At 53.6% G+C, this 16,132-nt stretch carries 15 protein-coding genes; 9 read left to right on the top strand and 6 right to left on the bottom strand.

Features of this window, described 5'->3' with window-relative positions; translation table 11 throughout:
- The first annotated feature begins 12 nt into the window (after positions 1 to 12).
- Both ACGY09_RS02770 and ACGY09_RS02765 read left to right on the top strand, forming a co-directional pair.
- On the top strand, positions 13 to 786 hold the full coding sequence (locus tag ACGY09_RS02770; RefSeq protein WP_397570390.1) for a phage antirepressor KilAC domain-containing protein: 774 nt from the start codon (positions 13 to 15) through the stop codon (positions 784 to 786).
- Between the two features lie 78 nt (positions 787 to 864).
- Positions 865 to 1,101: a hypothetical protein gene (locus ACGY09_RS02765; protein ID WP_397570389.1), complete on the top strand. Its 237-nt coding sequence runs from the start codon at positions 865 to 867 to the stop codon at positions 1,099 to 1,101.
- Between the two features lie 151 nt (positions 1,102 to 1,252).
- On the opposite strand, the gene ACGY09_RS02760 is transcribed toward ACGY09_RS02765, so the two are convergent.
- The 3 genes from ACGY09_RS02760 to ACGY09_RS02750 form a co-directional block, all read right to left on the bottom strand.
- Positions 1,253 to 2,200 carry a hypothetical protein gene (locus ACGY09_RS02760; RefSeq protein ID WP_397570388.1) on the bottom strand — a complete coding sequence of 316 codons (948 nt, stop codon included), beginning with the start codon at positions 2,198 to 2,200 and terminating at the stop codon, positions 1,253 to 1,255.
- Positions 2,201 to 2,540: 340 nt separating this feature from the next.
- On the bottom strand, positions 2,541 to 3,431 hold the full coding sequence (locus tag ACGY09_RS02755; RefSeq protein WP_397570387.1) for a hypothetical protein: 891 nt from the start codon (positions 3,429 to 3,431) through the stop codon (positions 2,541 to 2,543).
- 217 nt (positions 3,432 to 3,648) lie between these two features.
- The gene (locus ACGY09_RS02750; protein ID WP_397570386.1) at positions 3,649 to 4,287 is read right to left on the bottom strand and encodes a DUF4145 domain-containing protein; all 639 of its coding nucleotides are present in this window, start codon (positions 4,285 to 4,287) and stop codon (positions 3,649 to 3,651) included.
- Positions 4,288 to 5,452: 1,165 nt separating this feature from the next.
- Between ACGY09_RS02750 and ACGY09_RS02745 the strand changes: the two genes are divergently transcribed.
- From ACGY09_RS02745 to ACGY09_RS02730, 4 genes are all read left to right on the top strand, one after another.
- The gene (locus ACGY09_RS02745) at positions 5,453 to 6,061 is read left to right on the top strand and encodes a hypothetical protein (protein WP_397570385.1); all 609 of its coding nucleotides are present in this window, start codon (positions 5,453 to 5,455) and stop codon (positions 6,059 to 6,061) included.
- Positions 6,061 to 6,495 (top strand): helix-turn-helix transcriptional regulator, encoded by a 435-nt coding sequence (locus ACGY09_RS02740; protein WP_397570384.1) that lies wholly within the window; start codon positions 6,061 to 6,063, stop codon positions 6,493 to 6,495. The genes ACGY09_RS02745 and ACGY09_RS02740 overlap by 1 nt, the downstream gene beginning before the upstream one ends.
- The gene (locus ACGY09_RS02735) at positions 6,492 to 6,692 is read left to right on the top strand and encodes a hypothetical protein (RefSeq protein ID WP_397570383.1); all 201 of its coding nucleotides are present in this window, start codon (positions 6,492 to 6,494) and stop codon (positions 6,690 to 6,692) included. The genes ACGY09_RS02740 and ACGY09_RS02735 overlap by 4 nt, the downstream gene beginning before the upstream one ends.
- A 113-nt stretch (positions 6,693 to 6,805) precedes the next feature.
- Positions 6,806 to 6,955, top strand: coding sequence for a hypothetical protein (locus tag ACGY09_RS02730; protein ID WP_397570382.1), 150 nt, complete (start codon positions 6,806 to 6,808; stop codon positions 6,953 to 6,955).
- A 198-nt stretch (positions 6,956 to 7,153) separates the two neighbouring features.
- On the opposite strand, the gene ACGY09_RS02725 is transcribed toward ACGY09_RS02730, so the two are convergent.
- The 3 genes from ACGY09_RS02725 to ACGY09_RS02715 form a co-directional block, all read right to left on the bottom strand.
- Positions 7,154 to 7,990 (bottom strand): DUF2971 domain-containing protein, encoded by an 837-nt coding sequence (locus ACGY09_RS02725; RefSeq protein ID WP_397570381.1) that lies wholly within the window; start codon positions 7,988 to 7,990, stop codon positions 7,154 to 7,156.
- A gap of 859 nt (positions 7,991 to 8,849) precedes the next feature.
- Positions 8,850 to 10,094 (bottom strand): GNAT family N-acetyltransferase, encoded by a 1,245-nt coding sequence (locus ACGY09_RS02720; protein ID WP_397570380.1) that lies wholly within the window; start codon positions 10,092 to 10,094, stop codon positions 8,850 to 8,852.
- A 36-nt stretch (positions 10,095 to 10,130) separates the two neighbouring features.
- On the bottom strand, positions 10,131 to 11,276 hold the full coding sequence (locus ACGY09_RS02715; protein WP_373651627.1) for a bifunctional lysylphosphatidylglycerol flippase/synthetase MprF: 1,146 nt from the start codon (positions 11,274 to 11,276) through the stop codon (positions 10,131 to 10,133).
- A gap of 629 nt (positions 11,277 to 11,905) precedes the next feature.
- Here ACGY09_RS02715 and dinB point away from each other — a divergent pair.
- The 3 genes from dinB (at position 11,906) to ACGY09_RS02700 (ending at position 16,123) form a co-directional block, all read left to right on the top strand.
- Positions 11,906 to 13,072: a DNA polymerase IV gene (gene dinB / locus ACGY09_RS02710; protein WP_397570379.1), complete on the top strand. Its 1,167-nt coding sequence runs from the start codon at positions 11,906 to 11,908 to the stop codon at positions 13,070 to 13,072.
- Positions 13,073 to 13,244: 172 nt separating this feature from the next.
- A complete protein-coding gene (locus tag ACGY09_RS02705) occupies positions 13,245 to 14,552 on the top strand; it encodes a hypothetical protein (protein WP_397570378.1) in 1,308 nt (435 codons plus the stop codon).
- Positions 14,553 to 14,617: 65 nt separating this feature from the next.
- Positions 14,618 to 16,123: a M81 family metallopeptidase gene (locus ACGY09_RS02700; RefSeq protein ID WP_397570377.1), complete on the top strand. Its 1,506-nt coding sequence runs from the start codon at positions 14,618 to 14,620 to the stop codon at positions 16,121 to 16,123.
- Positions 16,124 to 16,132: the final 9 nt, after the last annotated feature.

Here is a 16,132-nt window from a genome sequence, read left to right as displayed (position 1 = left end):
AGGGAAGTATTTATGGACAAGCTAATCAAGATCGAGCGGCGCGAGATTGCGAATTGGGGATCGTCAGACACGGTCTCGGCTCGTGATCTCTATACCTTCCTTCAGGTCGGCAAGGACTTTTCGACCTGGATCAAAGCTCAAATTGAGCGTGCAAAATTGATCGAGAATTGCCACTTTGTCACAGAAAGCGTCACTCCCCCGAAAGGGGGAGTGGTTCGGGTTGAGTATCACCTCACAATCGATGCTGCCAAGCACTTGGCCATGATGTCGGGAACCGATCGAGGTTGTGACGTGCGGGACTATTTCATCGAGTGTGAACGGCTCGCACGATCGGCTGCACCGCTTGACCTGGTTCAGCTGCTCAATGATCCGGTTCAACTGCGATCGATCATCTTGAGCACTTGTGATCAAATCATTGATCAGCGTCGGCTATTGAGCCAGCAAGCTCCCAAAGTCGCTGCACTTGACCGAATTGCCACGATGAGCGAAGGATCTCTCTGCGTGACTGACGCGGCCAAGTCCCTGGGTGTAACGCAGAGCTTTCTTTTCACGTGGCTGAGCAGCCAGAACTGGATCTACCGCCGCTCTAATTCCCGCTGGATCGGATACGAACGCCGAATCAAGCAAGGCTTTCTTGAGCACAAGGTAACCCCGGTCGTTAAACGAGATGGAACCGACAGTCTGAGCGCCCAGGTGAGGATTACACCGAAGGGGCTCGCTGCAATTTCTACGGCACTCTCACGGCCAAATCCCAATGGGTCTGCTGAAGTGAGCGCTGCGTCATAAATCTTGCGGCGACATTTGCCCGCGACCAAATCCGATCGTAGGAGCAACCTGCACCAAGGGTTTTGGGAGTCCGACTGCATGTCGCATACATCCGAATTCGAGCACAAAAGTAGGAGTTACAATCTGATGCAGGCGAAAGGTGTCACACCTCACCAGAAGCGGAACACGATGATTCCAGAGTATGTGCCCACCCCTGCGGAGATTGCCGAGACTTGCCGGTTGATCCGCGCCGGCTGGTCCCATGACGAATGGATCAAGCGACGGGTGTCGATGCCGCGCGAACCGGATCGAGAGTACCAACCTGGCGTCCAATGAAGCACCGGGCCTACACGTCGATTTGCATGCCTTGCTGCGAATGTGACGGAAATTTCAATCGTCGTAGGAACTGTCAGTGCCCGAACGTTTTTCAGACGTGTTTCCTGCAAGAAAATCCTAGGAAGTTCCGACGACTCCATACCGAGTGAATTCAGGGTTGGCGATCTTCGCTGCTCGTACGCAGACGGCGGTTCAAAACCTCATTTTCAGTCTTCTCGCGAGTCCATCCCCCTTCAATCGCTGCTGCGGACAGAGCTTGGTCGTTTTTACAGATCCATTTGATGTCTCGCAGGCGGATTTCCTCATCAGCGAGGATTTTCCTTCGCGTTGTTATTTGGGCTTCTAACCGGTTTCTCTGGATTCCCTGCTCCGTAGACATCTTCGCGACTGCATACTGTTGCCAGAATACTTCACGGGCTCGCTCGTTGAGAGTGGTTGGGTCAATCCCCAGTTCCGTTGAACACCATTCCTCAAAAGCCGATTCGTCGGGCATCTCCCCCTCGGTGGCATCGAGTTTATCCGAAGCGGTGTCTACGTCTCCGGTCAATTCGGCTAGGAAGTCAATCGTTCCTTCTGCCGTAAGTAAGAATGAAGTGTTCTTGTCGGCACCATTGGCGAGAACGGACGTTTCCCGAAGAACAGATCTCGTCGCCAATGTGAACGGTCCCTCCTGATCCCGGCCGTTGACGAATATGCTTTCCCCGGGGAGGATCTCGACCAGGTCGGATTCTTCGAAGATCGCACCGATCGACGCTTGCCAGCTGTGGCCATTCTCAGCCATTTCCAGCACACGTTTGACGGAAGGACTCAGCTCCGGGTCAGCAGTGATGACGCCGCCCAATACCAGGGTTTGCCCGTCGTTCACAATCTCGTCCGGGTTGGTTTGCCCCAGAATCATATCATCGCTTAAGTCGTGCTTGATCGCGATCGGGATTGCCCCCTCCGCTTCAAGCCCCTCCAGGTCAACCACAATCGGATAGTCAAACCCGTCGACATGCAGTTTCCCACCGGTGTAGGCAACAATCTCGAAGTGCCTCGCCTTCTCAGTCACTACCGGCTCAGTTCGGAATTCGGCGTTCATATCAACGAATAGGGGCATTTGCGGGATTCCTTCAATAACGAGAGTCTTGAATTTTTCTCTGAGTGCAACGCCTTGCTGGAATGCTGGTCTCCACAGAAAGTGGGCCCGATCATTCCACAGGTTAACTCGAAAAGATTCCGTTGCGCGGATCCGAGCAGGTGCCAAGTCATCTCATTTTTATATACGGCGCAGAGCGTTCCGACTCCTACCGAAGGTTCGTATGGCATCGTGAATGTCGACACTGAGACGGAAGGCAACCTAGGACGAAACTGCCTGAAGGAGTGGATACTCTGGAATACATGGGAAACAGGGTAAATTGCCAAAGCCAGCGAAAAAAGAATCGAGATTTGAGTTATGTTCAGTGGCACCTTGGGAGTTTGATCGTCTGTTCAATGAGCGTCATTGCAGATGTCTGCAAGATCCCCAAGAGCCACTTGACTTGGGCTGGATAAACGTTGACGCGCTCGTTCGTGACGGAAAAGACGCAACTCTTCTCCAAAAGTGGGACGAGTTTATCTATTAGTCCCCCGCCAGCATGTGAGAGCGAGTTTCTAACTTCTCTTGCGAGCTTCAAATCGTCAGATCCCCAGCACTCCAAGTCGATATTTCGTTCAAACTCTTTCTGGAGTAAGTTGAAAAAGGGCCGCTCGTTCGCTCTCAGATTTTGCAGATTGCCGACACGTTTCAACACCCGTATCAGGAAATTCTCGTAGGCATTCCACATAGCTATGAAACAAATTCTCTGAGATCCCCAGAGTCCAAGTCGGTATACATCACTGCCCAAATATTGATTCCATGCTTGATCGACGTCAAATTCGACTCGCACTTCTGAAACAATTTGACGCTGTTCGATTCCGAGCTTGATAATCATCTGCACGAGTTCTTGCTTCAGTACCGCGTCTCCATTGAGATTTGGAACCTCTCGTGCCAGTCTTGCAATCAGGCCCTCTAAAATCTGAAGCATTTCCGTGTTTGGCTCGTCAGATTTCGAAAACCCATCGTGGTAACCCTTGACATGGTCGATAATTGCAATTGGCATCCCGGCGGTGTAAACGGCTGATTGCCAGTCAACAACGAGATTGAATGCCAACGGAGCGATTTTTACGGCCTGGCCTGCAGACTCAAGGAACATTGCGGCCCATCCGTCTGGGAAAACGTTCCGGTACTCTTCCATTCTCGTTTCTAGCGGATCGGCGTACGACATAACGTTTCGACCAACTGCCCGGCTTGTTTCCTCGTCTTGTGTCATTATCTACGCTTTGTTTTTGTGGACTAAATAGTGACAGATTCAGCATCACAAATCAGTGTTACCCTTTCAGAAATATTCAGCAATCGACGCTGGAAGCACGTCGAGAAACTGAAGTGCCCCGTCTTGTAATAGCACGAGAAGACTTTGTTGAAGAGGAGGTTCAAGGTCCGCTGAGCATCTTAAGAGCGCGCGGCATCCTCGCGCATCGCTGATAGATCTAGTTTGAGATATTGACTGCATTCAGTTGCTGCTTGAACTCCTCAACTTTGATCCTCGCGGTGTAGACATATTCGACAATGACACGAAAAAAGTCATCGATTACGACCACGTATTCTTGTGGGATATCTTCCTCCCCTTCATGGACGCCAATGTTCCCTAGTTTTCTCAGTACCGTTGAGATTTCTGAGAGTGTCGTTGGGATTTCCCCTCTGTCTGCGAGGTTCTTCAGCTTCGTAGCAAGATTTCTTCCTTCTGCGTTCCTGTCATTACAGATCGCTTCCATGGCTCGCCGGATCAGACCTGCAAAACCGTTTGGTGAATGCAGCTTGATCCGTGAAGCCTCTGAGTAAATCTTCTGAACAGAAAATGGCACACAGACGTCAAGCACGCTTAGTCTTGGCCAGACGAGCTGGAAGTCATCAGTTTCAAATCGTTCAATCGCACCGATCGAGTGCAGTTGGCGCCAGTCAAGTTGCCGATACAGAAGCACCTCAGAACAGGTTTGACATTGGAGAAGAAAGTAATGGTGGGAGCTGTCTCTGGGAACGACTTTCGAGCAGTTGCCCACGAGAACCTGTGGTGCATCGTTACCGCAGTGGGGGCAGTAGGTCACCCATTTTTTGTCAGGTAAGTCCATTCGATAGCCTCAAATTACGTGATAGGAGTTGTGGACGTGGTTTTCATTACGTCAGATGCGACAGCAATCCCATTGAAATATTCAGAATGGCGAATGCTGTGGCAGGGCGGCCCGGCTCTGCTGGACGTCATGGATCTCAGGCCAGAACAACAAAATTTGTTGAGTTGGTGCGACGGCGTAATCCCGCGCAATGAGAGTGGGCTCAAGCATTGTCGCATCTCTTCAGTTTTCTGGCGCAGGTTCCAGACTGCTGAAGAAAGTCGCAACCTCTGACATCAGCGAAGCCCATCTTTCGATTGCATGATCTTGGTCATCGCCTCTGACTCTGCATCGTATACACAGCACCCGGCCCAACGAATCGAACTGCTTTAGGATCTCTTCGAAGGCAAGAACGATATCCAACCCTCCATCCTGCAGGAGAACGAGGGAGTCGGCTCTTCGAGTGAGGAATTCCATTAATTGGCCACTCAGAACGTACAAGTCTTCGTGGCATGCAAATCCTAATGTCTTTCCGAGTCCGATCTGCAGATATGACTTGGCCAAAAATGGAAGTTGCGCCCCGGTGAAATTGTGATAAAGGGACAGGGGCTCATTCTGTTTGACTGTGCAATTGCATCCTACCGTCGTGAATGGAATCACTGTTGTATTTATCGCAAGCAAAATTTGCTTCCAATGCGGATATCGCTTCACCTCTGGCAATTCATCGACTCTTGAAGGTTCTTCTCGCAAGTTGATCCATGTGTGTCTCGTTGCTGAGTCTCCATCACCCCTGGTATCAAATGGAATACGCGAACCCTTGACTGAGAACGTGATTGTCACGGGAATTGGACATGAGAGGGAAATGTCTCTTAGCATCTTACGAATAGCCTCGTGCGGGTGAGAGATTCCGGTTGTGACAGGACGGTCCTGGAAAACGTCGCGTGTACCTTGACAATTTGCAACTTCGATGGCAAGAATGCCGATCCTTAAAGAGCCTTGCCAGACTCTGCAATCCTGGCAGTCAAAGTGAAACCCTTAAACCTAAGTGAAAGAACAAAGCCCGTCCCTCAACAACTGTGCAGGAACCGCGAGGACTGCGGAGCGGCTTCACTTCCGCTCTAGGGTCAGTGGTTGAGGGCCGGGCTTCATTTTCATCCCCCTCTCGGGATGGAAGAAAGGACATACCATGTCCAGTATCGCAACGCCCATTTTCCACCCGGCAGCCCATTCCGACTTTTCTGCCCCCCTTCAGATCGAGGCGGTTGACCGCGATCAAGGTCACGAAATTGCAGGGCCTGGTGACGGAGTCCCTCTTACTCCGATGGAAGTGACGCAGGCAATGGAGCGACTGAAGCAACCGCGCCTGGAAGCATGGAAGGCACAGAGGTCCTGTGGGGTCGTGACGATCACCAATGTGAAATGGGAACCGTCAGGGCTTCGTTCGTTGCCTCCCTCACTCACCAACGGTCTCGGGATGGGCCTCTCTGCCCAATTCGCAATGGTCTATAACCAATCGGAGACCAGCAGACTCCAACGCCGATGGGCCGTTGTGACGAACCGGGGGACGGTCTTGTTCTTGTCGGGGATTCTCCCCCAGGATCGACCCGTTAACCCTGCTGACTTCCCTCCGTGCGTGATGGCGAACCTGACATACGCGGAAGCTGAGTCGACTGCAGATACAGAGAATCGCCCGCGGCTACGGCTCGCCCGGATTCCTCGTCAGTGGACGGTCAGTTTGCGGCGGGCCGATTGCGCTGATGACTCACTCGCAACCCAGGAAGGGAAGGTGAAGTGATGAGCCCAGAATCCCAAAACCGCCTATTCGAGGGCACTCTTCCAGAGGCCGAAGCGGCAAAGTTCCTTGGCCTGACGATCAGTCAGCTACGCACCAAACGCAATCGGGGTACAGGCCCGGCAGTGACACGTATCGGTTCCCGGGTACGGTATTACCTTCCTGCCCTGGAACGATGGCAGCGGACGCAACCGATACTCGAGCGCACCTCCCGGCCGGCCGCGTCCGCCCAGGGCCTGATTTCTGATTCCCCTGCAGAGAGTGAAGTCTTCTGGGTCGATGACGAAAAATTCGCTGACCAGGTGGCTGCAACAAGAAGAGCAGCGGAACTGTCTGAACTCAGGGACGAAGTCGTGACGGTCTACATCAAGAAAAGCTTCTTCCACAAGAGGCGGCAGTTCGCTCGGGTTTCCCCTGAAGGAGTTGTCACACGATGAATTCAACAACCAAAACGGTCGACGTGTGGCTCGTGGCAGGGATGAAGTTCCTGAGCGAACGGGAAGCCGTCTCAGCAGCTTGCCGCATCGCTGATCTCGGTGAAACTCCGGTCGAAATCACGAAGGGAGCGCTCACGATCGAGGCCTTCACTGTCGTGTCGGTCATTCAGCCCCGTCCGTGCCGCGTCTGCGGATGAACCCCAGAAATTGGGATTTCCCCCCGGGAGCCCCAGGGGCTGACGGGTTTTCAAAACGATTTTGAAGAACTGCGGCGGGCTTCAGGCGCCTGAGTTCATCAGAGGAGCAGTAAATGACCACGATCGAAGAAGTTGAAGCCTCCCTGGCAAAGCAGGTGGAACGCCATCGAGTTCTGAAACTCATCCTCACCGCACTGAACGAGCTTCAGAAAGAAGATGAGGACGGCGCCGAATGGGTCGTTGAGCAGATCAACGAGGGTTGACCTGCGGACCTACTTGGCGGCGTCGACTGAAACGGAATGCGAGCCCTCTGCGGAATGCTGGATGGCCGCTGACAAGTGATCTTTTACAACTCAATGCAGAATTATCTCCAGAACAGACGGAGCCTGCGTCCGCAATGTCGCGGTTCCGTCTGCTTCGTGGATCGGTAGCCGGAGCGACCCATCCGTCATTCCGTAAGGCTACGATTTTCGGTGGTCTATTGGGGTGAAATAGCGGTTTTTCGGCACGATTTTGAACTTTTGCGGATCCAATTCCATGCGATGTAATCGGGTGTCGGTTCGGCTAAGGATACTTCCGATGACCACTGCCAAGTCCTCCGGCATCCGTGCACCCAAATAAACGTCTGTGAGGACATGTCTGGCATATCCAAAGACCTTACACTTTTCATTGTGAAGCAGCCGCCACTCAGCTTCGTAAGTCCAACATTTGGCTTTTGTTAGAAACGCTTCTGTAACATGGAGAAAGTTTCCTCTGCTGATCTCTTGCAGGTCAAAAACAGGCATCGATTCGCGGTACTTAACGGGCCTACATTTGTTGGGGTTGTTAAATGGCTCAAAACTTGTGTCAAATGCCAGGCAAAAGCCGCGATGGGATTCGGCGTAGTGACCCCACATCAGTGGATTATCAAGAGATTCCGTGAAACAACTCACTCCCCTACGGTTCTCCAGCCTGCTTGCAATTGCGGGTTCGAGCCCTTTCCCGGCGTGCTCCACAATCTTCTCTTTCGGCAGCTGTGCGATTGATGTTAGTACTTTGGCATCAGAACCAATTGCAATTGCAATTTCGATTGCCTGTGCAGCGTCCATGGATTTGAGAGCCTGCTTGACCTGCTCTACAACGCCGTCCACCGCGCAGTCGAATGGGTCATTGAATGTCAAAGGGTCCGCAAACCAGATATTGCCAGCTGCAAGATTCAAAATCGCCTGAAGTGTCGCTGGCTGATATTTGAAAAGCCGCTTTGGTACAGGACGGTCTCTGTCACTGCACTCTTGCTCAAGATCATGTTCATCAGACATACGACATCCATGGAGTGAAAGCGGTTGTCGTCGACAACCGAGACTACCGAAAACGGAGGTCTTACATGGTATTTCACGGTCGGTAAAATAACGAACAAACCCCATGAAACATAGTGTTTTCAGGGGTTTGGAACATCCCGCCATTCGCTATTAGAAATCCGTTGCTCTATCCAGCTGAGCTACGGGCGCAATTCTTTGTTCTGTCTCTTTGTTGGTTCCAACGTCTGACGTCCGCTGGCATCGCCTCACGGTCTGGCAGAGGTTCCACGTATTGTGAACGAAACTCAGGTTTTGTGCTGATGGGATGAGCGGCTCATTTTTGCCAGAATTCATCTGTCGGCACAAACTCCAGCTTTTCTAAGCTCAAGTTTCGGTGAAGTCTACAGTTTCTCACGATTCGGGCAAGCCAGCGAAGCTCTGTCGCGAGGTCCTTGGATTTCTTTCGCGGGAACCATTGGGTAAGGGCGATGGGGGCAAGTTCCAATTGTTCGGCTCGTTGACGAAAACCAGCGGCGTGAGGGGCGACTGGCTGCAACGTTGAGAAGATTGAATTTCACGCCATGAGGGGGCCTCGCAGTGGAAGGATTGCGAGTCACTCCGTTGTCCAGGTCCCAACGAGTGAGCGAGTACTTGGGGGAGGGAAGTGGGATTGGCCCGTCGGAATCCCCTTTTCCATTCTCGCTCCCGCCTGCTTCTGTGGCGGGTGCGTGAGGACTTCGTTGACGGTCGCGGCGGTCAACGACAAAAAAATGGCCTATTCAGCAAGTACGAGGCGGGAACTGGAGCGGACGCAGGCGGTTCGTGAGCGATGTCAGTAGCGGCATCGGTAGTAGATTACCGCTTCGGTGCAGTGACGACATCACTTCCCGATTGTTAGCGACTCCAGTTCCAGCTTTTGTCGATTCGTGTCGGCTGCGGTCTTTACTGGTTTGGGGGTCGGTTTTTGGGGAGATGATGGAGCCGGGGCGTTATATGCGTCCTGCGTATCGAGACAGAGCTTGAAAATCTGCTGCATGAACAGATTGCCCAGGGAATTGGCCGTTTTCACGTAAATGGAGAGCCATTCTCCCTGGCAACCGATTCGTTGTTTGAATTCGTCCGCGGCCGCTCCGATGTGGATGACACGAACGCCCGGTACGAGCGCGTCCTGGATTCCTCGATAGACGATGTTGAAATACAGGTCGGTATCACGATTTGAAGCGTCGTCCAGTCCCATAACGATCAGCGAGTGCTGACCCATTCCCGCCACGGCGCAGCCGAAACCGACGATTTTTTCACCTTTGCGAATGATCGTGTAATGGGAGTCATCGGGCATCTGCCGTGCGAGTTCATGAAAGAACGATAGGGGGATTCGTTCGAACTTGACGTCAGCTCGTTCCAGGACTCTCACATACAGTTCATAGACCTCGGGAGTGATGAGGTGCTCAATGCCGTCGCGTCCCAGGACCTGTTCGCACGTCAGACCCGCTTCGTCGAAACGGCGGAAGCTGCGTTTGATATTCTGCCGCGTGGAACTGTTCCGGCTGGCCAGGTAATTGTCGAAGGACCCGTACTCGCCCTCGAGGTGATACGCATAGACACTTCGGGCCTTGAGAAAGCCAAATTGCGAAAGCCGATCCATCCGCTTCGCGAGAGCGGGAGGGAACTCTTTGAACGAGATGAGTCGGCAACGTGCTTTTCTGGCAATTTTGATTGCCGTTGCATCGAGCGCGGTGAGCAGCGCCTCGTCGTCGACATTTTCGGCAATCGCCAATTGATGATCGCACATGCTGATTGGCAGACCGCACAGCAGGATTGGGAGTCTCATGAACCCCGACCAGACCCGTCTGACCCGCGAAGCCAGATTCTGGATGGTAGATGGGGCCATCATTGATCCATCGACCATGAATCGAGAGAAACAGGTGGCAGCGACGGCACGTCCATTCTCATCCCTGAAAATGGCGTACCAGATTTTCGACTCGGCCGCGAAAGAGATCTCTACCGCTTTAAGGAACCGGGGATCGAGTGAGATATTGTTGGTCTGGCGGCAAATTTCCCGCCATTCCTCTTGATCAACGTCATCGATCGATTCGTAGAGTTCACACTGGTATGTCGTCGGCTTCATCTGTTGTTTCCGCCACATATTGCAGGCAATTGCGGGCTACTCAGCGGCGCTCGCATGAGTTCGCTTTTTCCACAATCGCTTCCAGATCAAGTTCATCGTTTTCAAGGGACTGATTCGCAACAGCCCACAGGCCCGAATTGTCGCGAATATATTTGCGGGAGAGATTCCGGGTGCGGTGCAAACATAGCTGTTAGAGTAGTTTGGACGGAAGCGGCTCTTGAAGTGGTCGATACCGTCCAGGTCAAACAAGACAGAGAAGTGATTCCGGAAGTAGGTCAGGCTGTTCCGTAGGAACGGCTTGTCACCAGGAATCGGATCCTCACAGTTTCTCGCCAGAGCAATGCACAGGTTGAGTTCCTGGACTCCTTCAGTCTGCATCCGCAGTGCAATCTGGTGGAACAGGTAGGGGACAGTGCCTCGAACACAATCGGCGCGGTGACGATAAATTTCGGTGGACCAGGATTCACCTCCGTTCATCGGGTTGCAGACCACGTACCCTTCGATTCGACTGCCGTCGGCCTGTTCCGTCCGGGCGACGAAAAGTCGCCGGAATCCGAGCTTGTGGGCGCCGAGGGAGCCGTCGAAGAAAGTCAGCTCACTGACCTGGGGCTTCATTTTCATTGTGTCCCGGCACACCTCGTCCAGTTCCCCCAGGATCTCGGTCCAGGCATGCTGAGACAATTCTTGGGGCCGAATTTCTTCGACCGTGACGCCGTGTCGGATGCAGTAATTCGTTTGCCGACGGACCCATTCAAAACTCTTGCCGGCAAAGGTGACCGTTCGGAGGTTGATTACGGCATCTTCGCCAATCTTATTGGCGATGTATCCCTGAGCACGGAAGACAGGTAAATCTTCTTCGGGGATGCAGAAGAAGCTGGCGCGCCAGTGGCGGGAATTTGTGAATTCGAGAAATTCCCGCAGCAGCTTTGGGCGATCTTCCGGAGCAGCGATCAACCCGCCGCTAATCAGGACGTTTCGACCATAGCGTTTGTAAGAGACGACTCCGTCTCGGTTGCTTGACCAAAACGTTTCCCGTCCCGGAGCTGTCGCCAGATAGGAATCCGGCTGATGTCCATGTTCGTAAACGAACTGCATCAAGGGAGAGGCGGCGACAAGCGTCTCCGGTCCCACCGACATTTTGACTAACGGAAGAACGGGCTCGAGCGTGAGCATTTCAGCCATATCATTTACCTGTCAAAATCAGCCTGGGAGCAAAGCGGCGACTGACGGACGTGCAGTCGTCGGAGTCTCTACGAATCTGAGACGATTCAGGACCCGACAGTAGCGCGAAATACCCCAGACCACAGGTTTGCATACGAAAACAATTACGCAAAACCTACAACCGGCGCACTCGTTACAATCGGTATCCATTGGTCAAGGAAGACGAAACGCGAGGAAACGATGTTCCAATACCGCCGCAATCACCTGACTGGAGGTAAATCGAATCGGATTTCAGCAAAAATCCGTTAGAGAGAGGTCCAGAACAGCCAGTCAGACGACCAGATTTATCGTTCGCACCTGCAAGGGCTATCCATCGCCAGTTCACGAAACATACAGCCGCAGCCAAACTGCCCGCCCGTCGTCCACCACAGTCGTTACATTGGGAGAAACCGGACCAAGCTGGACTTCGAGCTTGTCACTTTGGCTATGCAACACAGCGAGACACCACATGCCAGAGTAGCGAAATATTCGAAATAATCTCGCATAATTCTAAAAGTCGCCCAAACTTTTTTGGAAAAGCCTGCCATGTGGAAAGCCCAGCTCCGCGGATGCGATATCCTCTGGTTCACACCTGAGCGATCGGAAATTCGATGATCCTGCATATCGATATGGATGCCTTTTATGCCTCCGTCGAAGAACGGGACAATCCGTCCCTAGTCGGTAAGCCGGTCATCGTGGGCGGATCCGTGGAAGGGCGGGGAGTGGTCGCGGCCGCCAACTACGTGGTCCGCGAGTTTGGTGTCCACAGCGCGATGTCCGCGGCCCGGGCCCTACGCCTGTGTCCACATGCCATCGTGATTAAGCCACGTATCGAATACTACGCGGAAGTCTCTCGTCAGATTCGCGAGATCTTCGAGCAGTTCACGCCGCTGGTTGAGCCCCTGTCGCTCGACGAGGCTTTTCTCGACGTCACGGGAAGTGAAGACTTGTTTGGATCCGCAGCAGAGATCGGCCGCAAAATCAAATATCGGATCTGGAGCGAACTCAAGTTGACGGCGTCGGTGGGGGTCGCCAATTCGAAGTTCGTTGCCAAGATTGCCAGTGCACTCAAGAAGCCGGACGGCTTCGTCGTGGTTGACGAGGATGCGGTGCAGGCCTTTCTCGACCCACTGCCGGTAGGACGGTTGTGGGGAGTAGGAAAGGTGACGGGACAGGTCTTTGACAGGCTGGCGATTCGTACGATTGGCCAGTTGAGACAGATGCCCCTGAATCGGCTGAAGGAACTTTTTGGGACCGCAGGGGAGCATTACTGGCAGCTCGCGCAGGGAATCGACGGCCGCAAAGTTGTTCCAGATCGGGAAGCAAAGTCAATTTCCAACGAGACGACATTTGCGGAAGATATTTCTGATCCGGCAATTCTCAGGGCCTGGCTCGTTGACCTTGTCGAACAAGTGGCCCGTCGAATGCGACGTCACGATCTCAAAGGACGCAGTGTCGAGATTAAAGTCCGATTTCCCGATTTCCAGACGGTAACGCGGTCTTTAACCGTCACAGAACCGACGAACATCACCCGGGAATTACTGGAAGCGGGGCTGGAACTTCTCTTGAATCGCCTGCCTCAACGGCAGCAGCCGATCCGATTGCTGGGGTTTGGCGTCAGCCGGTTTGATGGTTCGGAAAAATCTCAGCAGTTGCTTTTTGATCAGCCCCATCGCCAGCGTCAGCAGCAGCTGGATCGCATCGCCGACCAGATTGCTGAGAAGTTCGGCAAGTCAGCTATTCATCGCGGGACTCGGCTCGACAAGTCCGGAGATTAGCTGCTGACGACGATCTGCTGATTTGCCCGCGGTGTGGATTTACGCGGTGTGGATTTACGAATCGTGTCGCTCAGGACGGGTTCTATGGGTTGCTTCTGAAGGGCATCCACAGCATTCTGTCACATCAATGGATATTGTTCCCAAATTGTCTACGCGGTGAGGATATTTCCTGATGAATTCGTCAGTGATTCGAGCTTTTTCGGTGATCGCTTCATTTCTTTTTGCATTCAGCCCCCTTTTCGCAGATGAGGCATTTCAATTCCGCGTTGAATCCAATCTCAAAGCGGGGGTGGCCAAGGTGGACATCACGCCGCCTGCAGATACTCCCGTGGTGGGGCACGTTCGGCCTACGAATGGGGTGAGAGATCCTCTTCGAGCCGGCATCCTGTTAATTGCCAACGAGCAGACGCAGGCCGCGATCGTCACGGTGGATCTCATTGACGCACCGACAGAGATGGTCGAGATGCTGCGGGATGCAATCTCGCATGGGACAGGAACGCCTCATGAGAATGTGCTGGTGGCAGCCTCACACAATCATTCAGGGCCAGGCTGGGTCCGTGAAGCAGCCTGGAATCGAGAGACCACGGCGAAGATCGGTGCTGCCGGGGCCGCAGCTGCCAAAGAAATGAGACCGGTGACGATCGGCTATGGCGAAGATCGCATCGACTTCAACATTAACCGACGGAAAGTGATTAACGGGCGCGCCGTCGTGCGGTTGAATCCTGAAGGCCCCTGTGATCATCGTGTGAAAGTCCTGAGGATCGACGACGGTCGCTCGCTGGAACCGATGGCGGTATTGATGCACGCGGTCTGTCATCCGTGTGTGTTTACCTGGGGAGATAAATTGACTCCACCGTTTCCGGGTGGTTTCCCCAAGATCACAGCCGATTTCCCGGGAGAAGCTCAGACGTTTGTGGAAACGATCTACGGTCCGAAAACCAAAACCCTGTTTTTGCAAGGGTGTGCCGGAGACATCAGACCGAATCTTCCGGGAGTGCCGTATCGCTGTGGCGACGAAGCCGATATCAAGTGGACGGGGCGGAACCTTGGCTGCGCCGTGGTCCGTGCTGCAGATCGAAGTGTGGTGCGGGAAGAGCTGTCGAAACGCAAAACCATTTATCCTCTCAAGTGCGCCACAAGCATCATCGAACTGCCGGGCAAACAGGAGAAGCAACGTTGTGAGCTGCAGGCGCTGCGAATTGGGGATTTCCTGCTGCTGACGATGCCGGGCGAGCCCATGGTGGAATATGGTCTTCAGATTGAACAAGCGATCGCTGACCGGGCTATTCCAATTGTCATCGGTTATGCAAATGGAAGTCTGGGATATATCTGCACCGCCGAGTCTCACCAGTACGGTGGTTATGAGCCCAACATGTCGCCACTTCTGCCGGAAGCCGAACCAATCATCCTTGACGAACTGGGACGACTTGCAGACAAGGTACTGGCGGACGTGTTTGAGTCCTTCAAGCCGACGAAATAGTCGTCCGTTCTCCGCTCAATTGACGTTGTCCGAACCGCACCTACCTGATGACAGTGAAGAGACAAATGCCTCGAATCGTGATTGCCGAATGCAAACAGGAAGTTTCCACCTTCAATCCCACCAGCAGTTGTTTTGAAGATTTCCGCATCGTGCGGGGAGAGCAGTTGCTGTCACATCATCGCAAAGTTCGCGAGGAAGTCGGCGGGGCACTTAGCGTTTTCGACGCAGATTCAAGTGTGAAACTGGCACCCACATTCGGGGCAAGTGCCAATACGTCAGGTGGGGTTCTGACGGCGGAAAGCTTCAAGCGATTGTGTGATGATTTCGCGAAGTGTCTTCAACAGGCAAAAGACTCGGGGCCGGTCGACGCGGCCTATTTCTCGCTGCACGGAGCGATGCAGGCTGCTTCGGAAGATGATCCGGAAGGGGCCTTGCTGGAGATTGCCCGCGGAATCCTTGGGGAATCGATCCCATTCGTCGTATCGCTCGATCTCCACGGCGTCCTGACTGACAAAATGTTACGACTGAGTGACGCCGTCGTGGCCTTTCATACTTATCCGCATGTGGACTTCTTTGAGACGGGTGTCCGTGCGGCCAGACTGCTGATGAAGATTCTGGCCGAGGGAGCACGGCCTGTGACCGCTCGCGTAAAAATTCCCGTGCTGGCACGCGGCGATGAAATGATCACAGAGGCGGGACTCATCCGTGAGTGCATTCAGGTGGCAAAGGAGATTGAATCCACGAAGGGAGGCCTTGGGGCCAGCGTCATGTGGGGTAATCCGTTCACAGACGTTCCTGAACTGCGAAGTAACTGCATCGTGGTTATGGATGGTGATGAAGAGGGGGCCAAACAGAAGGCGACCGACATCGCCCGGATCTTCTGGAAGCATCACCAGAAGATGCAGGTTCCGCTGACCAGTCTCTCCGACAGCATTCGAATTGCTGCCGAAATCCCTGAGGGGACCGTGATCCTAATGGATGCCGCAGATGCCACCAGCTCCGGCGCGTCAGGAGACAGCAACGCCATCATTCGTGAAGTTGTGAAGCAATGTTACCGTGGGCGGGTACTGGCTCCGATTGTCGACCCCGCAGCAGTCCAGCAGGCCTTCAAGGCCGGCGTTGGTGCAACGATTCAGACGAAGGTTGGGGGGGCGGTTGACTCGGCGCGCTTCCAGCCGCTGGAGATTGTCGCGCGAGTTCGACTCTTGTCGGATGGGAAGTTCTTCAGCGAGTCCTTCGGCTGGCCCTGGGATTCCGGAGACACTGCCGTACTGGAAGCCGACAACCTGACGCTCGTTGTCGGAACCCGGCCCGTCAGTCTGTTTGATCGATCTTATTTCTATGCCAACGGTCAGGATCCTCGGCGGTTCAATCTGGTGGTCGTGAAGTCTCCGCACTGCGAACATCACATGTTTGCGGACTGGTGCGCGAAGTTGATTAACGTTGATGCTCCGGGATCGACCAGCGCGAATGTGAAGTCATTGGGTCACAAAAAGTGCAGCCATCCAATGTTCCCGCTGGATGTTGTGCGTGAGTTTGAGCCCGTTGCCGATGTGTTCCGTCGTTCGTGATCAAGTCGT

Origin of the sequence: Schlesneria sphaerica, from assembly GCF_044336245.1 — a bacterium.
Classification (GTDB): domain Bacteria; phylum Planctomycetota; class Planctomycetia; order Planctomycetales; family Planctomycetaceae; genus Schlesneria; species Schlesneria sphaerica.
Note: the sequence above shows the minus strand (reverse complement) of the source record. Positions and strands in the feature narration are given on the sequence as shown.

Coding starts and splice junctions, on each gene's coding strand:
- ACGY09_RS02770 (WP_397570390.1), top strand. CDS start 13: ATGGACAAGCTAATCAAGATCGAGCGGCGCGAGATTGCGAATTGGGGA.
- ACGY09_RS02765 (WP_397570389.1), top strand. CDS start 865: ATGTCGCATACATCCGAATTCGAGCACAAAAGTAGGAGTTACAATCTG.
- ACGY09_RS02760 (WP_397570388.1), bottom strand. CDS start 2,200: ATGCCCCTATTCGTTGATATGAACGCCGAATTCCGAACTGAGCCGGTA.
- ACGY09_RS02755 (WP_397570387.1), bottom strand. CDS start 3,431: ATGACACAAGACGAGGAAACAAGCCGGGCAGTTGGTCGAAACGTTATG.
- ACGY09_RS02750 (WP_397570386.1), bottom strand. CDS start 4,287: ATGGACTTACCTGACAAAAAATGGGTGACCTACTGCCCCCACTGCGGT.
- ACGY09_RS02745 (WP_397570385.1), top strand. CDS start 5,453: ATGTCCAGTATCGCAACGCCCATTTTCCACCCGGCAGCCCATTCCGAC.
- ACGY09_RS02740 (WP_397570384.1), top strand. CDS start 6,061: ATGAGCCCAGAATCCCAAAACCGCCTATTCGAGGGCACTCTTCCAGAG.
- ACGY09_RS02735 (WP_397570383.1), top strand. CDS start 6,492: ATGAATTCAACAACCAAAACGGTCGACGTGTGGCTCGTGGCAGGGATG.
- ACGY09_RS02730 (WP_397570382.1), top strand. CDS start 6,806: ATGACCACGATCGAAGAAGTTGAAGCCTCCCTGGCAAAGCAGGTGGAA.
- ACGY09_RS02725 (WP_397570381.1), bottom strand. CDS start 7,990: ATGTCTGATGAACATGATCTTGAGCAAGAGTGCAGTGACAGAGACCGT.
- ACGY09_RS02720 (WP_397570380.1), bottom strand. CDS start 10,094: ATGAAGCCGACGACATACCAGTGTGAACTCTACGAATCGATCGATGAC.
- ACGY09_RS02715 (WP_373651627.1), bottom strand. CDS start 11,276: ATGGCTGAAATGCTCACGCTCGAGCCCGTTCTTCCGTTAGTCAAAATG.
- dinB (WP_397570379.1), top strand. CDS start 11,906: ATGATCCTGCATATCGATATGGATGCCTTTTATGCCTCCGTCGAAGAA.
- ACGY09_RS02705 (WP_397570378.1), top strand. CDS start 13,245: ATGAATTCGTCAGTGATTCGAGCTTTTTCGGTGATCGCTTCATTTCTT.
- ACGY09_RS02700 (WP_397570377.1), top strand. CDS start 14,618: ATGCCTCGAATCGTGATTGCCGAATGCAAACAGGAAGTTTCCACCTTC.